Raw genomic sequence first — 19,404 nt, 5'->3', positions numbered from 1 at the left:
TAAGTATATCAGGGGATCATCAGATATCCGCTTCCGTTTTCCGGTCCGCATCCATGTTACAGTCCACATTCATATTCCGGTCCATACCCATGTTCCGGTCCGCCCCATGTTCCGGAAATAACAGTTCCAGGGTCTGCTTCAGCCGGCTGCTCATGGGATCTCCTTCGCCTCCGCTGTAGCTGGCCCGAAGCGCGTACAGAACAAGACAGTCAAAGGCATTTCCCGGATCCAGCCGGTTCATACCGAACCTGTCAAGAAACAGATTCATCAGATGAAGACGTGCTTCCATGCGCTCGCCTCCGTCTTCACTCTCAATCCTCTCAAAATACAGATCATCCATCCCTGATCCCATATCGGAAGTTTCCATTTCCTCTGCTTCAAACTCTTCGGTCAGCAAAAACAGCAGCAGGAGTACCTTGCGGCTCACGTCATTTTCCCTGGATATCATTTTATAAAGGATATCTTCGCTGGGCCAGCTGTCCTTGATCACCTGCTGCAGATAAACATAATCCCGCTCCTGCCTTTTCGCCTGTTTTTTCTCCGATTTACTCTCCGTTCTCACCGGAACATGCATTTGCATAAATTCTTCAACCACTGCCTTGATGGACTGTTTTCTTAAGCCTTCCTCCCTCTCCGCCAATCTGTTCAGAGAAGTCTCGTCAAACTCATCTTTGTGCTTTTTCATAAAGTCAAAGGAATCATCCTCAAACCCCTCATCCGGATCCTGCAGCCGGCCAAGCATTTTCATAAATTCCTCATATGCCGTATTATGAAGGATTCCCAGCATTTTGCCGTGGTCAATGAAAAAGGCGCGGAGTTCTTCCTCTGTCTCCACCCGTTCACTGAACTCATCTTTCATGTATAAGGTATGCACCGCTGTCTGTTCCCGGACTTCCTCCCTTGCTTCAGACTGCTTTGCCAATGCCCTCTCAGCCTCATAAATGGGGATCAACTCCTCCTTTAATCTTTGTGCCTCCTTATAAGTCCTTCCGGTTTTCAGACAGAATGCATAAATCAGTTCCACTGGATTTCGATAGTGAATACCCGTATCCGAGGAACTGGCCAGCAGCCGGTATGCCTGCTGCTCATCAAGGCGCAGTGCAAAACAAATCTGAAATAAACTTTCCCGGCTGGGTTCATTGCATCCCTTGATCCAATTCTTTACATTGCGTGTAACGCTGTCCCGCTTTTTTCCGGTTATTTCCTCCAGTTGGCCAACCAGCACCTTTTGCAGGTCATTGCCGGGATAAACCTTGGTCAATACATCAGAAAATGTTCTGTAAATGGCTCCATGGTCCAGGAAATCGATCACTTCCCGGGGCGACAGATCAAACCGCTGGATCTTTGATTTGTTACACCTTGAAATACGTGTCATATCACTGGCGTTTTCCATAGTTTCTCCTTGGTTATGTTGATCAATAAATTTTTGTGATGAAATGATTGTATCGCATTTCCAGCCTGAAAACTGTATTTTCCCGCTCTGTTCACGCTTAAGTCTGACTATGATTATACTATGTTTGGAATAATATCTCAATATGATCCATATTTTATAATTATTTTGTCTAGCAGGATTATTGCTTATATTTTTCTTTTTAAGATCAGATTTTCTATCCCATGCATTACTCCGCAAGCTCTCGTTTGTTTTGTTACCTTTTATTTCTAAAATATCACTTTCGCCGTCCATAGCCAATAGAACCTCAGCAGTGAGTACTTCTAAATCACCAGATACGCAAAACAGCTTTTCATTGATAAATCGATCTATATCATTATAATCTTCATCTGACTCCACTACAAACTGGAATATTAAAACAGGATGACTGAAACCATTTTCTCAGTCATCCTGCTTTTATTTTTTTGTTTGTGTCAAACAGAGCCTACTGAATTTTGACTTAATAAGACACTCGACCCGAGCCATCACACCGCGAACAGGTTCCCCAGTTGCAGTATAGGCAGTTATCCTTGAACTCTTTCCCAAAAGCTTATGGCAGGTATAGCCTTCACTCCTCCTCATCCAACACATAAGGCGTTGTCTGATACACATAGTAAAACTTTCAGGGAGTACAAAGAATTATCTCAAATCCCTTATATTTACGCTGTTTTTTGCTCTCTGCACTCCCATATGCTTTTACCGTACTCCCTTTTTACTCCCTCTATCCTATGCGTATCAGCTTCTCACACGAGATGATATTATCCCTTTCTTCACGCTCTTTTTGATACCGTTCTTCTACTATGCTGTCACTGGATAATTCGATTGCTTCTAACCTGTTATCCAGTTTGTCCATTTCATCTGATAAATGTGTTTCCAGCACATGAGTATATAAGTCCATTGTCATCTGTAAGGTTGCATGACCTAAATACTTCTGAACGGTTTTAGGCTGAATCCCTGCTTCAAAACATCTGGTTGCAAACGTGTGTCTGAAACAATGCCCTGAAAAAGATTCAAATTGTTCCAAATCATCTCTGACAAGATTGATTTGTTCTACAATAGCCTTGATAGCGTCCGCATAGATTTGTGCGTTTAGTGGAGTATCGTACTTTGTTGTAAAAATTAAATCTTCAAATCCTTTTAATGGTTTCGCCCCATTTTTACCTGCAACAACTCTTTTTTGCAAAAGCTGTTTCTTTAATGCAAGTTCACATTTTCTGTTCATAGGTACGTCACGATAGCTTGACTTTGTTTTTGGTTTTCCCATATGAAACGTCTTGCCTGTATCTCCCTCAAATTTCTGATAAGACAGTGATTTCGTAATATGTATCACTTTCTTTTCAAAATCTAAGTCCTGCGGTTGCAGAGCGTACAATTCCCCCGGCCTAAGTCCCGTTGAAATTGCCACATTAAAAAGATTGTCATAAAATGTTCCTTTACAGGTATCAAAAAATGCAGATTGTTCTTCTACTGTCAGTACACGGGGCTCTTTGTCCTCATCACGAGTTACCTTAATTCCTCTAACAGGATTTTTCATGGTTACATTATCCAACACTGCCTTGTCAAACATATCCAACAATAAAATACGAACCTTGTTTTGTGTTTCGTACCCAAAACCCTGTTTATCCAGCTTTACGAGCTTTCCTCTAATTTGCAGAGGTTGTATATCTTTTAATTTCATACGCCCAAAATCTGGCTGAATATGCCTTTGATAAATACCCTCGTACTGAACTCTTGTGCTGGGGGCAATAACTTTATACTTATGGATTTCCAGCCATTTTTGATACCATTCATCTAGTGTTACTGTATTATCGGCAACATTCATTTCCATTTTATCTTCATAGATTGCGGTATTCAGCTTTTCCTTTGTTTCTGCAATGGTTTTCCCATAAACATAACGTCTGATACCAAAACGGTCATAAAAACGCCCACAATACTTGCCGTCTTTTCTTTGATAAAATCCTGCGCCCAGCTCTTTTCCTGTTAAGCTTTTACCCATTTACACCACACCTTTCCGTGTAGCATAAAGTAGTCTCACTTACAGAACATTTCTCATTTAATATAACAAATTTCAGTCCATATATCAAATAAAAAATTTACCCCCTCTCCCTTCTGGCTGTTCTTCCAGCCACTTATCCAATAATTTTTTATTGGCATACCACCGATACCCGATTTTCATGGAAAACGGGCAGTTTCTATTTTTCAACACCTCTCTTGTCTTAGTTTCTCCAAGACCGAGATACTCGCTTACTTCTTTCAGATTCAGCAACGCCTTTTCTATGTTCTCGCCCCCTTTCGTCAAAACAACGTGCCTTTATATAATCGTCATACAGCTTTCTCTGCGTTGCGTTCATTTCTCCATTTTCTATCAAATCCCCTATGTAATCTTTCTTTTCTATCTTTCCCAATTCTGCAAACAGCTTCAGCGACGGGGCAACACTCCTTTCCAGCCAGTCCCACACCCTTTGCAGGTTCTTCTTCTGCGGTTCTATTGTCAGCCTTACCTTTCCTATCTCTTTCATCAATTCCGCCCATGCCTCATAAGTGGGGTAAAGCCTTTTTCTTAAATTCTTATTATCCTTTGGTTGTTCCAAAAACCGCACTTTGCTGTTGAGGACTTCCATTGCCAGCCTTGCCACATCTTCACAGCGTATCAATTCTTCCACCGCCTTGACCGCTGTTTCCTGCCTGAATCTCAATTCATACCGATTCCAGTTTTCATCTAACTCCGTCCCATATTTCCGATTCTGTTCATATCCCTTTTCATAAAATACAATTCTCAAATTACTTGCTGAACTTCCGATATAAAGACTCCCGCCTTTGCTTTGATATACTTCTTCTTTCACTTCCCCCGAATCGTGGAAATCTACCTCTCTCATTTTGCTTGACAACAGCCCTTCTTTTGTCCTCTGTATCAATTCAGGAATACTTAAATAAGGTTTTCTGTCGTCAATCGCCAAATCAAGCCGTGGAAAGTTCACATGGTATCGGTTCACACGCCTTAGAAAGTCAAACCACGTTTCCCCATTCAGTTGCAGAAAATTCTCATAATTCCTGCACCCCGAACCACTCATCAAAATCTGAAATCCGTTATACTGCGCTTTCCCTGTCGGCTTTAAGACTTTGATATTATCAAATACCGCCACCAGCTCATGCCCTGCGATTCCCTTTTGATATTCTGTCACTTCCATAAGCTCGGACGGGATTCTAAGCACTCGTTCTATGACTTCCTCAAGAGAAATGTCTTTTACCGTTATCTGACACCAATCTATCAGTGCCGATAATTCTTCCTGCCGTATTACTCCCCTGTTAGTATAGGGGAGTTTTGAAAGAACGCTCCCGCTTCTTTCTTCCAAACCGTCACCCCTTTCTTTTACAGTGGCTTCGCCCCTGCCCTGTCCTCAACCTGCCCGTTTGAGACGGTTCAGAACGAGGACAGGGGGACTTCTCCTTTATCCCTGTTTGTTTACAACACAGCGGATTCCTTTGCAGGTAACTCTCTCCACCAGCACGGGAAAGTTTCCTCTCTGCACATAAGGGGAATAGACTGCCCCGTCCAACTCCACCACAGAATACGGCTCAATCTTTGGAAGCTCCGTTGTCTCCAAACGAATGTCTACGCTGTTTCCCAGCTTTGCGCTTCCGAGGTGCAGTTTCACCGCTTCCACGTCCTCAGTCTTTTTCTTACTCTCCCTGTCGTAGCGGTAGCAAATATCCGCCCCCATATAGCGAAGCTCCCCAAAGGCTTCCTTCACCTGTTCTTTTGTCAATGTAATCTGCATACTTGTTTCCTTTCTCCCCGTTTTGCCGATAGGACAGCTTTTCTATTTTGGATTTTTATATGACGTCATATTGTTCAGTTATTTCTGAACTTAATTGTATCATAGCACACCTTTTTCCCTTTTGCAATAGAAAATTTAGTTTTTTATAAACTTTTTGTTTCTTTTTTTCTGAACTTGTGGTATAGTGGATTTAAGCGATAAGATATAACAAGTTATAACGAGATATGAAAAGTGAGGGATTTAAAATGAATACAATCGCAGAACGAATTAAATTTGCCATGAAAGCCAAGAACAAAAAGCAGGTCGATATTGTACGGGACACGGGAATCACCAAAGGGGCGTTTAGCTCTTATCTTTCAGGACAGTACAATCCGAAAGCGGACAAGCTCCGACTGATTGCGGATTCCCTCGGCGTTGACGTAAACTGGCTGAACGGGGAAAACGTACCTATGCAGACCAATCCCAAGCCAGACGACACCGTCCTGCAATATGTCTTTTACAACAATACCTGTTCCGAATATTTGCTTGATAATTCAGATGATATGTATATCGCCATGATGACACAATACTCCGCGCTCATTCCCCGCTTTTATGTCCTTGTCAATCAAAGCGGAAATGAAATGCACTTGCTCCCGCTGTTTTTGCGAGAGGACAGCTCTGAATTTTACGAATGTCCCTCTGAATTTTTCAGTACAGAAAAGCACTCTGTTTTCACAAAGGACTTTGACAGTATTCACATGATATTGGAAACTTCCACAATCTACTATTACGGGATTGATACCGAAACCTTTGAACCGAAAATCACCCAGCTTTCCTATTCACAGGCTGAAAAACGCTATTCTGTTGACACCGCCCCTCATGCCGTCCATGTCAAAGGATTTGTGCGGGAATTGGAAAAAGAGTCTCTGTATTTAAAGCAGAACGCCAAGTAATAAACAAGAGGACTTGCAAGGCTTTTGACCTTTCAAGTCCTCTCTCATATCATGTTGTTTTCTTTTCGTCCGTTCCGTCAAGAACTGCCCTACGGCGTATCGGCTTTGCCTTGTTTCTTGACCTCACTGGTTTGTCCTACAAACTGGGATTTTGCTTACACAAATTCTTCTTTTAGAATAGCGTACTCCAATTCATCTTCCCAATGAATATCAGAATTATTTAAGTATTTTACCTTTTTGATATAATGAGCCTCTCGTCTCAGCCCACACTTTTCCAGCACCTTCCACGAACCTATATTTTTCGGATGGCAGAGAGCGCACACACGATGAACACTGAGAACATTAAAACAATATTCCAACAAAGATTTTGTAATTTCCGTAGCATATCCTTTGTTCCATTCAGATTGAATGATAAGCCATCCAATCATTGCTGTATCATTTTCATAATCCATATGTATTCTTGCTCGTCCAATTTTTTTGAAATCTGATTTACAAATTACCGCCATTTCATAATTAACTTGAGGCCTTTCGTTCCAGTCAGATATTATTTTCTGCAAATGTATACGGATTTCTTTATCCGTTAAGCATCCACAAGGCATATACACCATAATGTCAGAATTTCCATATAGTTCCGATAGTATATCTAAATCTTTTATATCAAACGGTCGCATTATTAAACGTTGAGTTTCTATCACAATACCCTCTCCTTTAAATTCCAATTTGCAACTTTCTTTCATTATACTTTTTTCTTTCCCTACAAGCAACTATTTTTCTAACACCAACATATCTTTCAAGAAGTTTAGCGTATCTAATAGCCCCTGTTGATATGCCATTCTCCCGTACTCACAACTTCTTTCATTGCTCTTTGTCAAAGCCTCGTCTATCAATTCCCATTGCTCCGAAGTAAGCTCGCTTTTATCTAAGTCTTTCAGTTTTTCCCCCACGCTTCTGTTCAAGTCCTGATATGCCCGTTCTTTTCTCAACGCTTCTTCCAATGCGCTGTCCATACGCCCCTGTATGATTTGTTGCATAACTGTCTGTTCTGATTTTTTCTTCAAACGATTACTGCTTCTTAAAATCCTCTCTATATCTCCGTTTTCATGTTTCCGATAACTGTTTTCCAGAACCTTAAACAATTCAGTGCCTATGATAACTCCCACTTCAAAATATATATCATCATGTAATATCGCAAAATCTGATACTGCGTCAAACAATCTGTTGTCATTTCTGTCTGCTCCGTCATATAATTGTTCCAGCTTTTCAAAAAGTACCTCAAAGGACTTTTCAATTTTATCTCCATAACTTTCAAAATTTTCTCTTGAAGAATCCATGCCGTAAATCAGGTAAGACATAAGATTCTCCAAACTTATCTTTTTCATGATTTCCGTAAATTCTGACATTTTTTATCCCCTTTCTTTTTGCTTGTTTCATTTCCTGTTTCTCTTTTATTATATTATGCCGTCACTTTGCCGTCAATATGTTTTTAGCCGTCATTTTGACGTTATAATAATGTCACAGAAAGGAGATTGACCTATGCCGAATGATAATGCAAAATTCACTTTACGGACGGATACCGAACTATTACAGAAATTTCGCTATGTTGCCGAATATAACGCCCGTTCAGCCAATCGTGAGCTTGAAGTCATTATGAAAAAGCACATCGCAGATTTTGAAAAGGCTCATGGAAAAATTGAATTATCCCAATAGTTTCTAACAAATAAGCAGGAGACCACTGTATTTTACAGCAATCTCCTGCTTCTTCATTTCTTCACTCGAAATGTTCCTTTCGCAGACCCTTTATACCACAAATTTTGTACTCCCAAAAGAGAAACTTCTATACTCCCTTTGTACTCCCAAACTTACGATATTACCCGTTATTTTGCACCATTTTATGATAAGTCCAATTTTTACAAAACCACTGAAAACCCGCTTTAAAACGGTGTTCCGTACAGGTCATACGGTGTCGCCTGATATACGTAGTAGTTCAGCCAGTTTGTATACAATGTATTGGAGGTATTTCTCCATGTCAACGCCGGTACCGAGAAGGGATCATTGTGTTCATAATAATTACAGGGCAGTTCCGGATCCAACCCCTTGTTTAAATCCCTGTGATATTCATTGTTCAGCGTCATCCTGTCATACTCCGGATGGCCCTGGACAAAGACCTGGCTGCCGTCACAGCTCATTACAAGAAAGACTCCCGCCTCCTCTGATTCCGCCAGCACCATAAGCTCAGGATGCTTTAAGATATCACTTTTGCGCACTTCCGTATACCTGGAGTGTGGCGCCAGGAAGTAATCGTTCAGGCTGCGCACCAGGGGCACCTTCCTGTTTAACACCTTGTGATTGTAGATACCGGACAGCTTCCTCTTCATTGGATACTTATGGATCCCATAATGATAATACAGTCCGGCCTGGGCTCCCCAGCAGATATGTATGGTGGATGTCACATGTGTCTTGCTCCACTCCATGATTTTGGAAAGTTCCGGCCAGTAATTAACCTCCTCAAATTCCAGGTTTTCCACAGGCGCCCCGGTGATGATCATGCCATCGTATTTTCGCTTTCTGATATCGTCAAATGTTACGTAAAATTTATTCAGATGGCTGGCCGAGGTATTCTTGGACACGTGGGTGGACAGCATGAGAAAGGTGCAGTCCACCTGCAGGGGCGTATTGGATAATGCCCGCAGAAGCTGTGTCTCGGTATCCTCCTTGATAGGCATCAGGTTCAGGATTAAAATCTCCAAAGGTCTGATGTCCTGCCTCATGGCACGGTCCTCATCCATGATAAATATATTCTCTGATTCCAGAATGGCTCTGGCCGGAAGTTCCTTTTGTACTTTTATTGGCATACTTGTTCTCTCCCTTCAAATGTTGTGTGATCCATTCACAAACAGCACAGATTCGCCGGCAATCCCACAGCCGCTGCATACAGGTTTTTGTCTGAACCATCCACGAGCGTGTTTGAATAATCATTTCCGCCATCCGTATGCCGGCCGAAACTGTGCTACAACATTCGCAGGAACTCCTCCTCGGATATGATGGGAACCCCAAGTTCCTTTGCCTTTTTATTCTTTGATGAATTGGAGGCCGCATCATTATTGATCAGATACGTGGTCTTGGCAGTGACAGAGCCTGTGGCTTTGCCGCCCTTGCTCTCGATCACTTCCTGCAGCTCCTTGCGGTTTGCAAAATGTTCCACCGATCCGGTGATCACAAAGGTCATTCCCTCAAAAACAGCCTCGCCTGTCTCCGCCTGCTCCAACTCAATGGTAAGTTCTTTTAGCAGGTGATCCACCGACTGGTTATTTTTCTCCGATGAAAAGTAATCCATCCATGCCTGGGCCAGCACGCCTCCGATCCCGTCCACAGCCACCAGCTCCTCAGCCTGGGCATGGCGCATTTTCTCAAAATCAAACTTAAACTCCCTGCAAAGCATCTTGGCATTGGCAAGCCCGATCCCGGCAATTCCCAGACCATAAACCAGCCTTGGCAGGGTAGTATTGGACGCAGTCTGTATGGATGCCATCAGATTGTCATATGATTTCTGCCCAAAACCGTCCATCTCCACGATCGTGTCCCTGTACTGGTCCAGATGGAAAATGTCGGCATACTCATGGATAAAACCTGCCCCGATAAATTTCTCCAGGGTCGCCTCTGAAAGTCCGTCAATATTAAGGGCATCGCGGCTTACAAATAATGTAAAACTCTTTATCTTCTTAGCCTGGCAGTCAGGATTGATACAGTACAGGCTTTTCACGTCATTGATCTGTTTGATCTGGGTTTCTCCGCCGCATACGGGACATTCCCCAGGTATATCTTTTACCCCGCTGCGGGTCAGATTGTCTGCGATCTGTGGAATGATCATATTCGCCTTATAAACAGTTATGGTATCGCCCACTCCCAGTTCCAGCCCCTCCATAATGCTCAGATTATGGACACTGGCCCTGCTCACCGTGGTTCCCTCCAACTCCACCGGATCAAACACCGCCACCGGATTGATCAGCCCTGTCCTGGAAGCGCTCCACTCAATGTAGTCCAACCGTGTCTCCCGGATCTCGTCCTGCCACTTAAACGCAATGGAATTGCGCGGAAACTTCGCAGTCCTTCCCAGGGATTCCCCGTAAGCAATATCATCATAGGTAAGCACCAGACCATCGGAAGGAATGTCATTGCCCTCCACCGCGTCCGCAAATTCCTTCACCGCCTCAGGCAGGCTCTCTGCGGTTACTTCCGTAAATGCCACAACCTCAAATCCCTGTTCCCTCAGCCATTCAAACTGTCTCCTCCTGGAGTTGTCAAAATCCACCCCATCCGCCCTCACAAGGGCAAATGCCTCGAAATGCACGTTCCGCTCAGCCGTGATCTGGCTGTTGAGCTGGCGCACGGAGCCGCTGCACAGATTCCTGGGATTCTTGTATTTTGCATCCACGTCCTCGATTTCCTCATTGATCCTGCGAAAATCCGAATAAGTGATCACAGCCTCTCCCCGTAGTACCAGCTGTCCCTCATAGGAAATACTCAACGGAATATTGGAGAATACCTTTGCATTGGCAGTGATCACTTCCCCAATCTCTCCATTTCCCCTTGTAACCGCCTTCTGAAGGCTTCCCCCTTCATAGGTCAGCACAATGGTCAGACCATCCATCTTCCAGGACAGCAGGCCCTTCTGGGTTCCCAGCCATGCCTGCAGATCCTCCACGCTCTTTGTCTTATCCAGCGAAAGCATGGGAGAATCATGAGTTTCCTTGGGAAGCTCACTTAACACCTCATACCCTACCTTCTGGGTAGGGCTTCCTGACATGATGATTCCTGTCTCCTGTTCCAGAGAACTCAGCTCATCATAAAGCTTGTCATACTCAAAATTGCTCATGATCTCCCTGCTCTCCTGATAGTAGGCTTTTCCCGCCTGCCTCAGGATGGAAACCAATTCTTTCATTCTCTGAATTCTGTCTTCCATTCTGTTCTCCTGATTTAGATTACTGTCCGCCATGTCTGACCGGCAAACTGGTGGAATCCTTTAAAAGACGGGTCAGTTCCCGGTATTCCTCCGGTGTCACCTTCCTGCTTTCCCCTGTTTTAAGGTTCCCCAGACAAAGGTTCATGATCCGCACCCGGACCAGCTGTTTTACATGATATCCGCAGGCTTCGCACATGCGGCGGATCTGCCTGTTAAGTCCCTGGGTCAGTACAATGGAAAATGTCTTTTCCCCCACTTTGTGAAGCCTGCAGGGCCGGGTTCCCACATCCAGTTCCTTCAGATACACGCCCTTTGCCATCTGATCCATGAACTCCGCTGTCACTGCATGATCCACGGTGACAATATACTCCTTTTCATGAGCATTGCCGCTGCGCATGATTTTATTCACCAGATCCCCCTGATTTGTCATAAGAAGCAGACCCTCCGACTCCTTATCCAGCCTTCCCACCGGATAGATCCGTTCCGGATACTTCAGGTATTCCACTATATTTTCAGCCCTGTCCTTGGATGAGGTAGTGCACACGATCCCCCGCGGCTTGTTTACTGCCAGCAAAATAGGCTCCGGCCTTCCCGATGTCTCCCAAGACACAGGGATTCCATTACAGACCACCGTCTGCCCCGGTGACACCTTCTGCCCCATAACTGCCGGACAGCCGTCCACCAGTACCCTGCCTTCCTGGATCAGACGGTCCGCTTCCCGCCGGGAGCATACCCCCATCTGACTGAGCCATTTATTCAGACGCTCGTCCTTAACCGATTCGTCTTTCACTGATTCTTTAACCGCTTCTCTCATAACGATCTCTCTCATATCCTCTGCAGCTACTGGTTCCCCGTTTTTGGATCAGATGCAATGAACATAGCATCCCCAAATGAGAAAAACCGGTAGCGTTCCTTCACAGCCTCCTGGTAGGCATTGAGGATGTGCTCCCTCCCCGCCAGTGCACTCACCAGCATGACCAGGGTGGACTCGGGCAGGTGGAAATTAGTGATCAGCGCATCCAACACCTTAAACCGGTATCCCGGATAGATGAAGATCTCCGTCCATCCTGTCTTTGCCTCCAGAATCCCCTCCTGGGTGGAAGCTGATTCCACTGTCCTGCAGCTTGTGGTTCCCACACAAATGACCCGGCCGCCGGCTGCCTTAGTGTCATTGACCTTCCTGGCCTCAGATTCCTCCACCACATAAAATTCCGAATGCATATGGTGGTCCAGCACATTCTCCACCTTTACCGGGCGGAAAGTACCAAGACCCACATGAAGCGTCACATGGGCGATCTTCACTCCCATGTCTTCTATCTGTTTTAAAAGCTCCTTTGTAAAATGGAGCCCTGCCGTAGGTGCTGCTGCCGATCCCTCATGCTTTGCATACACGGTCTGATACCGGTTCTTGTCCTGAAGCTGATGGGTGATATAAGGAGGAAGCGGCATCTGACCCAGCTGATCCAGGATCTCCTCAAAGATCCCCTTGTAGCTGAACCGGATCAGCCGGTTTCCGTCATCCACGGTATCGATGACAGTGCCGGTCAGAAGCCCCTCTCCAAAATCAATCACAGTACCTGGCTTGGCCTTTTTTCCGGGCCTGACCAGGGTTTCCCATATATCATTCTCCCTGCGCTTTAACAGCAGTATCTCAATCTTTGCACCGGTGTCCTTCTTTGTTCCGAATAATCTGGCCGGTATCACCTTGGTATCATTAATCACCAGACAATCCCCCGGTCTTAAATACTCAACAATATCCCTGAATACCCTGTGCCGGATCTCTCCTGTATCCTTGTCAAGCACCAGAAGCCTGGAGGATGACCTGTCCTCCAGAGGATCCTGGGCGATCAGTTCTTCCGGTAAATCAAAATAAAAATCCTTAACATCCATGTCTTTCTTCCTCCAGCATCACTCTATCTTCACATTGGAACCGCCAGTGGTCCCTTCGGCCGGTTCCTGTCCGCTGGAAGCAGTCTGTCCCTCTAAGCCTTGTCCCTCCGAGCTTTGTCCCTCTAAGCCTTGTCCCTGGGATCCGTTTTCCCCTGCTGGGGAACCGCTCTCAGGCGAGATGGCCGAATCATCCTGGCTTCCCTCATTCCGGCTGTCATCGGCCTGGGTGCCATCATTGCCGGATTCATCACTTCCGCCATCCTCCAGGGATACAAAACTGTCCTGTCCATCCTCCTCGGAGTTTGAAACAACCGCACCGTTTCTCAGATCCTTATAAATTCCCGCCAGCAGGGTATCGGACTCAATAGCCTGCCTCAGGCGCTCATTAACCTGGTTGGATAACAGTCTCACGTCCTCGGACTGGTTCTGCTTTGCCACATAATCGGCCTCGTCACCTACCACATTTTCACGGATGATATAATTGCCGCTGTCATCCTTCAGCACATAACACCACATCAGGCCGGGTGCCAGGGTATCCACTCTTCTGAACTTCACCTCGTAGGTCACATAGACCACATAGGATTCCTCTGTCAGACCTGGCTTTGTATAGCACACGATATCCTGATAATCTTCAATGTACACGGCTTCATTCTTCAGCTCATCCTTGCGCGCATTTAAGCTCTCATCCGTTGCCTTTCCAAATAGCTGGAACAGCTTTTCAGCGTCCTGGTCCACCTTTGCCTGGAAATACTCGCTGATGATCAGGTTCACCTGTGGAATCTCGTCCTTCTGAAGCTCATAATCCGAAAAATCCGTTGTATACTGACTGTTGTCCGGTGCAACCGCATCCTGGCTCTGTTCTTTCTGCCCCTGGTCTTTCTGCCCCTGGCTGTCCTGGGAGCTGTGGCCGGCATCCGCTGAAGTCTCGGTTCCCGGGGCAGCAGTCTGCTTGTCCGATGGCTTTTTGTCCATCACCACAATAATGATGACCAGCACGATCACGATCAAAAGAGGGATTGCTGCCATACGAATGTATTTTATCTTGTCATCAGCAGATCTCCTGCTGGTCCGTCTTCTGTTCTGTCCCATATTATAAGTCCTCCGCTCTAATACCACTTCCATGGAATTTGATTCATTCAACTACTTCGTTTTATTCTAACAAAAACCACGGCAAAATGCAATGTTACCATCCTTTAAGAATTAATTAAAACACCGCAAAGGCAAGGTCTCCCCTACACTCTGCGGTATCAAAAAATGCAATCAAAAATGCGTCTGAGAGGAATCGAACCTCCGCACGCGGCTCCGGAGGCCACTGCTCTATCCACTGAGCTACAGACGCATCCCCATAATAATACTATATTTTCCCAAAAACTTCAAGCCCTATTTTTATCTTTGTTCTTTATCATCTTAAACATGGAGTCCATAAGGAACACAGCCATTGCAATGGCGCCTGCGATCTGCATGGTTTCGATCAGGTAATAGGTGGACTGTTCCCGGCTGCTGCGGATGATATTGTATACACAGTTATAAATAGAGGTTCCCGGAACCAGGGGCAGGATTCCCGGGATCAGGAAAACAGACACAGGCGCTCTGAGTATCCTGGCCAGGATATGCCCCAGCAATGCAACAGACAGGCCGGACAAAAATGCGGCAAAGATCAGGGATCCCGTTTCCTCTCTGATCAAAAGATACACCAGCCAGCAGACACCCCCTGTCACACCGGACCAGCCCAGATATTTCTTTGGCAGGTCTAATACGATCCCGAAACTGAGCACTGCCATAAACGATCCGGCCACCTGCACAGCTTCGGCTACATAACTTCCTACCATATGCCTCCACCTCCTGCCAGCTGATGGAATAATGCCATACTGGCACCCACTCCGGCTGCCACTGCAAGTGCTGTCACAATGGCCTCCAGCATCCTGGCTGCCCCGGAAGAATAATCCCCGTTCAGGGTGTCCCTCACCGCCGTGGTAAAAATAACCCCGGGCAGCAGCGGCATGATGGCGCTGATAATAACAATATCCGTATTACTCCCGGGAAAAAGCCACCGGTTCATCACCAGGGCACTGAGGCCCAATGAAAATGCTCCCAGCACATTGGTACAAAAGTCATTAAGCATGATACGGGATGCCACATATACCACCAGACCCAGTACGCCTCCAGTAACAGCGGCAGCTCCGCAGTCCACAGGGCTTCCCCCCAGCACAATACCGAAGAAAAAGGCAATGAACATATAGTTCAGGGCTTTCAGCCACTTCTTATACTGGGAGCCGGCCTGTATTCGTTCCAGTTCTTCATATGCCTCGGCGGGCGCCATTTCCCCTCCACACAGCTTCCTGGACACCTGGTTGACCAGATAGATCCTGCCCAGATTGGTGGAACGGTCCTCCACCCTGCGCACCAGGGTGATCGGTTCCCCGTCCCCGCTGTCCAGGCTTACGAAAATACCTGTGCTAAATACCATAGACTGCGCTTTCCTGCCGGGACAGCTGCTTAGGATATATTGGATCGTACCCTCGATTCTGGCTATCTCAGCCCCGCTTACAAGCATGATTTCCCCGGCCAGCACCGCAGTCCTTGCCAGGAGATGGTCTTCATTTCCCATGTTTTCACCTGTGTATTTTAATCTTACTTATACTCACATATTTCGCCAATTTTGAGTATAACAGCCATGCCGGTTTTCGTCAACAATCAGAAACGGATTCACCGCCTCCCTGAGAATGTAAAGAATTCATAAAATCCCCCTCCTTGCCATTGACAAAATGGGAAACATGGATTAAGCTAGGTTCAATTCTTAATTATTCTATCCATGATCCATCTTTTTCATCCTGTAGATTCTAAGGCTGCATATTTCTCAGCATTGATCCCAGGCCACCCTTATGGTCCGCATTCTTCATGGTCCGCATTCTTCATGATCCGCATTCTCCATGATATGTAACTGTATCACAGTTATCATAAATATTATAAAAAAGGGGGTAGTTTCGTGATATACGAAGCATTTCTCAACAAAGTAACCAAGCAGATGACACAGGAACTGGGGGAGGGCTATGGCCTGACACTGTGCAAGGTCCCCAAGAACAACGGACAGATCCTGGACGGACTGTGCATCACCCATGGGGATGACCATGTGGCTCCGGCCATGTATCTGAATCCCTGCTATGATCAGTATCTGGCAGGACGGCCCATGGAGGATATTGTGGCAGAGCTCATTACATTGTATCAGAAGAACCACACGCCGCCCGACCTGGACTACGCCAGGCTGGCACGCTACAGGGATATGAAACCCCATATTGCCTGTAAACTGATCCATGCCGCTTCCAACCAATCCCTTTTAGAGGAGATCCCTCATATCTTGTGGCTGGATCTGGCCATTATCTTTTACCTGTGTATCCATGAGGATGACAGCGGCCTGATGACCGCCGTGATCCATAACAATCACCTGGATGTATGGGATATTTCCCTGGAGGAATTAAAGGAGACGGCACTTGCCAACACCCCATCCCTGTTTCCCCCTGTGATAACCAGCATGTCACAGATGATCGAAGACTTGAGCCGGGCCGTGGCAGAGGAGGAATCCGCATGTCTTCCCTCCTCTGACCAATCCGCGCCATTCTTTGTATTGAGCAATACATCCGGAATCAATGGCGCCGCATGTATCCTGTACCCGGATGTAATAAAAAACTTCGCAGAAATAATGGAAAAAGATATTATCATCCTTCCATCCAGCATCCACGAAGTTCTTCTGCTCCCTGATGAGGGAGACATTTCCTGCGATGAGATGAGCAGGCTTGTGACCCACATCAATCAAACCGAGGTTCCCAAAGAGGACCGTCTCTCCAATCAGGTATATCTCTATTCACGTATCCATCAGACCCTTACCCTGGCGTCCGGCTGTATGATACCGATCTGCTGATCCCATCTTACATGCGCTCCCTGCCTATCCAAACAGCAGGCTTCCCACCTGGAATACCAGTACGGCTCCGGCCCATGCGACCGCCAGCTGAAAGAAAACCATGCCAATGGTCCATTTCCAGGAACCGGTCTCCTTTTTGATCGTTGCCACTGCAGCGATACAAGGAGAATACAGCAGGCAGAATATCATCAATGCATAGGCATTTACCCCGCCGAAACCGGCCACAGACAGGCTGGAGGACAGCTGGGACATACCTGCCGCAGAGTTAATATTGTTAATGCCAAAAAGGACACTGAAACTGGATACCACCACCTCTTTGGCTGAAATACCCGAAATAAGGGCAACCGCCACCTGCCACATCCCCAATCCTGCCGGGCGCAGCACCGGGACCAAAACATGGCCGATAATGGCAGCAAAGCTGTCTGATACATCGGATACAAAGCCTGCCGGTCCCAGGTTGAGAACAAACCAGAGTACAATGGAAGCAATAAATATAGTGGTTCCGGCCTTACTTAAGTAGTCCTTTACCTTGTCCCATACATAGATGGCCACGGTTCTGCTGTTGGGGGTCTTGTACTCAGGCAGCTCGATCAGCAGGGCATTCTGCGAGCTGTCGTGCTTCTCATGCATATGGGCCACAAATGCCACGAAAATCGCCATGCACAGGCCTATGATATACAGGGAATATGCCACAAACAGGGCCTTATCCGGGAAAAACATATCAGCAAACAGCACATAGATGGGGAGGCGTGCGGAACAGGACATAAAGGGTGTAATCAAAATCGTCCTGCGCCTGTCCTTCACACTTTCCAGAGCCCTTGTAGCCATTACAGCCGGCACCGTACACCCGAACCCCAGCAGCATGGGCAGGAATGCCTTGCCTGAAAGTCCCACCATGCCCATTGTCTCATTCATCACATAAGCAACCCTGGCCATATATCCGCTGTCCTCCAAAAAGGCCAATGCCAGGAAAAGGATGAAAATATTGGGCAGAAAGGTGAGGATTCCTCCCACGCCTGCAATGATCCCATCCACGATCAGGGAAGTGATCCACTGGGCCGCATGGATATTGGTGAGAAATGCAAGGGACGCCCGGGATAACACGTCCAGCCCGGTCTCAAAGTATCCTTTGAGGAAATCTCCCACCGTAAAAGTCAGGAAAAATACCAGCGCCATAATCCCCAGGAACACCGGGATCCCCCACACCGGGTGGGTCATGATACGGTCTGCCTTGTCCGTGGTGGCTGCCTTTACATCCTTATTAAAAAGGCATTCCTGGATCACTTCTTCTATGTAATCGTACTTTTCATTGATGATCTGCTTTTCATAGTTCTTTGTAAGGATCTGCTCCATCTTTTCCAGAGGATGGTCGCTTATGACCACCTCATCAAACTCCAGGAACTTAATGGCATGCCAGCGCATATTGTCCATTTCACCGTATGTTTCATACAGCGCTTCCTCGATCCGGGCAATCTTCTCCTCCACCTCAGGGCTGTAGCGGATAACCACTCCCTGAGGTCCTTCCTCATAATGATGGACCACTGCATGCATCAGGACATCCAATCCTGTGCGCTTCCTTGCAGAAACCGGGACCACCGGAATTCCGCCAAGCATTTCCGGAAGGCGGTGCATGTCAATCTCCATGCCCCTCTCCTCCACGATATCCATCATGTTGAGAGCCAGGATGACCGGCTTCTTAAGTTCGATAAGCTGCATGGTAAGGTACAGGTTGCGTTCCAGGGAGGAGGCGTCCACCACATTAATGATAACATCCACTTCCCCGTCCTCGATACATTTTCTGGTCACCTTTTCCTCTATGGTGTAGGAGGTAAGGCTGTAAATACCTGGAAGGTCGATCACTTTGATGGGGCGTCCCTTGTAACTAGTCTCCCCTTCCACACGCTCCACGGTAACGCCGGGCCAATTGGCCACTTTGAGCTTGGCTCCTGTAAATGCATTAAATAAGGTGGTCTTCCCACAGTTGGGATTCCCCACAAATCCCACTGTAATGGGACGCTTGCTCCTCTCATGCTTTTTAGCCCCCGGCTTTCTCCCGTCAGGTTCCTTTCCAAGGATCACACTTCCATACGAATCGCTTCCCGATGCTCTGCCCTGACCGTTCATGACGCATGCTCCTCCCTGACAGTTATCCCTTCCGACAGGCGGCGGCCCAATGCCAGCCTGGTCCCTCTAACTTTGATGATAACGCTTCCGCTTCCCTTTTTATTCAATATATTCACAGGCGTGCCTTCATTGACCCCCAGGGCCTCCAGCCTCCTGGTAATGCTTTCATCCACCTGAACACCGGCCACCACATACCGGCCGCCAACCTCACACTCATTTAATCTCTTTTGCATTCCGACTTGTATCCTCCTGTAAAATCCTTCAAACCATATTCATTGTATGCTTAATAAGAAAAATTGTCAATAAGAAGAGTTTGTCACAACAAACTCTTTTTTAACAATGGGATGAAATGAGATAAAAATACAAAAAGACAC

Annotated in this window: 19 protein-coding genes, 1 tRNA gene and 1 pseudogene; 3 read left to right on the top strand and 18 right to left on the bottom strand. The window is 46.3% G+C overall.

What is annotated here, in order from left to right:
• Positions 1–19: 19 nt before the first annotated feature.
• The 6 genes and pseudogenes from HMPREF9469_RS15430 to HMPREF9469_RS15415 form a co-directional block, all read right to left on the bottom strand.
• Entirely contained in the window at positions 20–1,393 is a 1,374-nt protein-coding gene (locus tag HMPREF9469_RS15430) for a hypothetical protein (protein ID WP_007863508.1), read from the bottom strand.
• 162 nt (positions 1,394–1,555) lie between these two features.
• Positions 1,556–1,789, bottom strand: a pseudogene (locus HMPREF9469_RS34085) (DUF4624 family lipoprotein); the annotation flags it as partial.
• A 361-nt stretch (positions 1,790–2,150) separates the two neighbouring features.
• A complete protein-coding gene (locus tag HMPREF9469_RS15425; RefSeq protein WP_007863506.1) occupies positions 2,151–3,425 on the bottom strand; it encodes a site-specific integrase in 1,275 nt (424 codons plus the stop codon).
• A gap of 84 nt (positions 3,426–3,509) precedes the next feature.
• On the bottom strand, positions 3,510–3,635 hold the full coding sequence (locus tag HMPREF9469_RS33810; RefSeq protein WP_465244949.1) for a hypothetical protein: 126 nt from the start codon (positions 3,633–3,635) through the stop codon (positions 3,510–3,512).
• A 10-nt stretch (positions 3,636–3,645) separates the two neighbouring features.
• A complete protein-coding gene (locus tag HMPREF9469_RS15420) occupies positions 3,646–4,782 on the bottom strand; it encodes a replication initiation factor domain-containing protein (protein WP_007863505.1) in 1,137 nt (378 codons plus the stop codon).
• Between the two features lie 96 nt (positions 4,783–4,878).
• A complete protein-coding gene (locus tag HMPREF9469_RS15415) occupies positions 4,879–5,208 on the bottom strand; it encodes a hypothetical protein (protein WP_007863504.1) in 330 nt (109 codons plus the stop codon).
• Between the two features lie 245 nt (positions 5,209–5,453).
• Between HMPREF9469_RS15415 and HMPREF9469_RS15410 the strand changes: the two genes are divergently transcribed.
• The gene (locus HMPREF9469_RS15410; RefSeq protein WP_007863503.1) at positions 5,454–6,140 is read left to right on the top strand and encodes a helix-turn-helix domain-containing protein; all 687 of its coding nucleotides are present in this window, start codon (positions 5,454–5,456) and stop codon (positions 6,138–6,140) included.
• A gap of 155 nt (positions 6,141–6,295) precedes the next feature.
• Here the strand turns inward: HMPREF9469_RS15410 and HMPREF9469_RS15405 are convergent, their stop codons facing one another.
• Complete coding sequence (locus HMPREF9469_RS15405; protein ID WP_007863500.1) at positions 6,296–6,835, bottom strand: GNAT family N-acetyltransferase; 540 nt, start codon at positions 6,833–6,835, stop codon at positions 6,296–6,298.
• 69 nt (positions 6,836–6,904) lie between these two features.
• Complete coding sequence (locus HMPREF9469_RS15400; protein WP_007863499.1) at positions 6,905–7,540, bottom strand: hypothetical protein; 636 nt, start codon at positions 7,538–7,540, stop codon at positions 6,905–6,907.
• Between the two features lie 133 nt (positions 7,541–7,673).
• Here HMPREF9469_RS15400 and HMPREF9469_RS31390 point away from each other — a divergent pair, with 133 nt between their 5' ends.
• Complete coding sequence (locus HMPREF9469_RS31390; protein ID WP_007863498.1) at positions 7,674–7,847, top strand: Arc family DNA-binding protein; 174 nt, start codon at positions 7,674–7,676, stop codon at positions 7,845–7,847.
• Between the two features lie 224 nt (positions 7,848–8,071).
• Here HMPREF9469_RS31390 and metA read toward each other — a convergent pair whose 3' ends face one another.
• The 8 genes from metA to HMPREF9469_RS15360 all read right to left on the bottom strand — a co-directional run bounded on the left by metA (position 8,072) and on the right by HMPREF9469_RS15360 (position 15,598).
• Positions 8,072–8,992: a homoserine O-acetyltransferase MetA gene (gene metA, locus HMPREF9469_RS15395; protein ID WP_007863496.1), complete on the bottom strand. Its 921-nt coding sequence runs from the start codon at positions 8,990–8,992 to the stop codon at positions 8,072–8,074.
• Positions 8,993–9,147: 155 nt separating this feature from the next.
• Positions 9,148–11,100, bottom strand: coding sequence for an NAD-dependent DNA ligase LigA (gene ligA, locus HMPREF9469_RS15390; protein ID WP_007863495.1), 1,953 nt, complete (start codon positions 11,098–11,100; stop codon positions 9,148–9,150).
• 19 nt (positions 11,101–11,119) lie between these two features.
• Positions 11,120–11,914 (bottom strand): pseudouridine synthase, encoded by a 795-nt coding sequence (locus tag HMPREF9469_RS15385; RefSeq protein WP_007863494.1) that lies wholly within the window; start codon positions 11,912–11,914, stop codon positions 11,120–11,122.
• Between the two features lie 26 nt (positions 11,915–11,940).
• Positions 11,941–12,990: a tRNA preQ1(34) S-adenosylmethionine ribosyltransferase-isomerase QueA gene (gene queA / locus HMPREF9469_RS15380; protein WP_007863492.1), complete on the bottom strand. Its 1,050-nt coding sequence runs from the start codon at positions 12,988–12,990 to the stop codon at positions 11,941–11,943.
• 18 nt (positions 12,991–13,008) lie between these two features.
• Positions 13,009–14,079, bottom strand: a complete 1,071-nt coding sequence (locus tag HMPREF9469_RS15375; protein WP_007863490.1) for a hypothetical protein — start codon at positions 14,077–14,079, stop codon at positions 13,009–13,011.
• Between the two features lie 178 nt (positions 14,080–14,257).
• Positions 14,258–14,329 (bottom strand) — tRNA-Arg (locus HMPREF9469_RS15370).
• A gap of 34 nt (positions 14,330–14,363) precedes the next feature.
• Positions 14,364–14,819: a threonine/serine exporter family protein gene (locus tag HMPREF9469_RS15365; RefSeq protein ID WP_007863488.1), complete on the bottom strand. Its 456-nt coding sequence runs from the start codon at positions 14,817–14,819 to the stop codon at positions 14,364–14,366.
• Positions 14,813–15,598, bottom strand: a complete 786-nt coding sequence (locus tag HMPREF9469_RS15360; RefSeq protein ID WP_007863486.1) for a threonine/serine exporter family protein — start codon at positions 15,596–15,598, stop codon at positions 14,813–14,815. Before HMPREF9469_RS15360 ends, HMPREF9469_RS15365 begins: the two co-directional genes overlap by 7 nt.
• 378 nt (positions 15,599–15,976) lie before the next feature.
• On the opposite strand from HMPREF9469_RS15360, the gene HMPREF9469_RS15355 reads away from it, so the two are divergent.
• Entirely contained in the window at positions 15,977–16,906 is a 930-nt protein-coding gene (locus tag HMPREF9469_RS15355) for a DUF5688 family protein (protein ID WP_007863483.1), read from the top strand.
• 24 nt (positions 16,907–16,930) lie between these two features.
• On the opposite strand, the gene feoB is transcribed toward HMPREF9469_RS15355, so the two are convergent.
• Entirely contained in the window at positions 16,931–19,030 is a 2,100-nt protein-coding gene (gene feoB / locus HMPREF9469_RS15350) for a ferrous iron transport protein B (RefSeq protein WP_007863481.1), read from the bottom strand.
• On the bottom strand, positions 19,027–19,263 hold the full coding sequence (locus HMPREF9469_RS15345; RefSeq protein WP_007863479.1) for a FeoA family protein: 237 nt from the start codon (positions 19,261–19,263) through the stop codon (positions 19,027–19,029). Before HMPREF9469_RS15345 ends, feoB begins: the two co-directional genes overlap by 4 nt.
• Positions 19,264–19,404 lie beyond the last annotated feature (141 nt).

Source organism: [Clostridium] citroniae WAL-17108 (assembly GCF_000233455.1).
Taxonomy (GTDB): Bacteria; Bacillota; Clostridia; order Lachnospirales; family Lachnospiraceae; genus Enterocloster; species Enterocloster citroniae.
Note: the sequence above shows the minus strand (reverse complement) of the source record. Positions and strands in the feature narration are given on the sequence as shown.

Bases quoted from the DNA above. Each gene is read 5' to 3' on its own strand.
- HMPREF9469_RS15430 (WP_007863508.1), bottom strand. From the start codon at position 1,393: ATGGAAAACGCCAGTGATATGACACGTATTTCAAGGTGTAACAAATCA.
- HMPREF9469_RS15425 (WP_007863506.1), bottom strand. From the start codon at position 3,425: ATGGGTAAAAGCTTAACAGGAAAAGAGCTGGGCGCAGGATTTTATCAA.
- HMPREF9469_RS15415 (WP_007863504.1), bottom strand. From the start codon at position 5,208: ATGCAGATTACATTGACAAAAGAACAGGTGAAGGAAGCCTTTGGGGAG.
- HMPREF9469_RS15410 (WP_007863503.1), top strand. From the start codon at position 5,454: ATGAATACAATCGCAGAACGAATTAAATTTGCCATGAAAGCCAAGAAC.
- HMPREF9469_RS15400 (WP_007863499.1), bottom strand. From the start codon at position 7,540: ATGTCAGAATTTACGGAAATCATGAAAAAGATAAGTTTGGAGAATCTT.
- HMPREF9469_RS31390 (WP_007863498.1), top strand. From the start codon at position 7,674: ATGCCGAATGATAATGCAAAATTCACTTTACGGACGGATACCGAACTA.
- metA (WP_007863496.1), bottom strand. From the start codon at position 8,992: ATGCCAATAAAAGTACAAAAGGAACTTCCGGCCAGAGCCATTCTGGAA.
- ligA (WP_007863495.1), bottom strand. From the start codon at position 11,100: ATGGAAGACAGAATTCAGAGAATGAAAGAATTGGTTTCCATCCTGAGG.
- HMPREF9469_RS15385 (WP_007863494.1), bottom strand. From the start codon at position 11,914: ATGAGAGAAGCGGTTAAAGAATCAGTGAAAGACGAATCGGTTAAGGAC.
- queA (WP_007863492.1), bottom strand. From the start codon at position 12,990: ATGGATGTTAAGGATTTTTATTTTGATTTACCGGAAGAACTGATCGCC.
- HMPREF9469_RS15375 (WP_007863490.1), bottom strand. From the start codon at position 14,079: ATGGGACAGAACAGAAGACGGACCAGCAGGAGATCTGCTGATGACAAG.
- HMPREF9469_RS15365 (WP_007863488.1), bottom strand. From the start codon at position 14,819: ATGGTAGGAAGTTATGTAGCCGAAGCTGTGCAGGTGGCCGGATCGTTT.
- HMPREF9469_RS15360 (WP_007863486.1), bottom strand. From the start codon at position 15,598: ATGGGAAATGAAGACCATCTCCTGGCAAGGACTGCGGTGCTGGCCGGG.
- feoB (WP_007863481.1), bottom strand. From the start codon at position 19,030: ATGAACGGTCAGGGCAGAGCATCGGGAAGCGATTCGTATGGAAGTGTG.
- HMPREF9469_RS15345 (WP_007863479.1), bottom strand. From the start codon at position 19,263: ATGCAAAAGAGATTAAATGAGTGTGAGGTTGGCGGCCGGTATGTGGTG.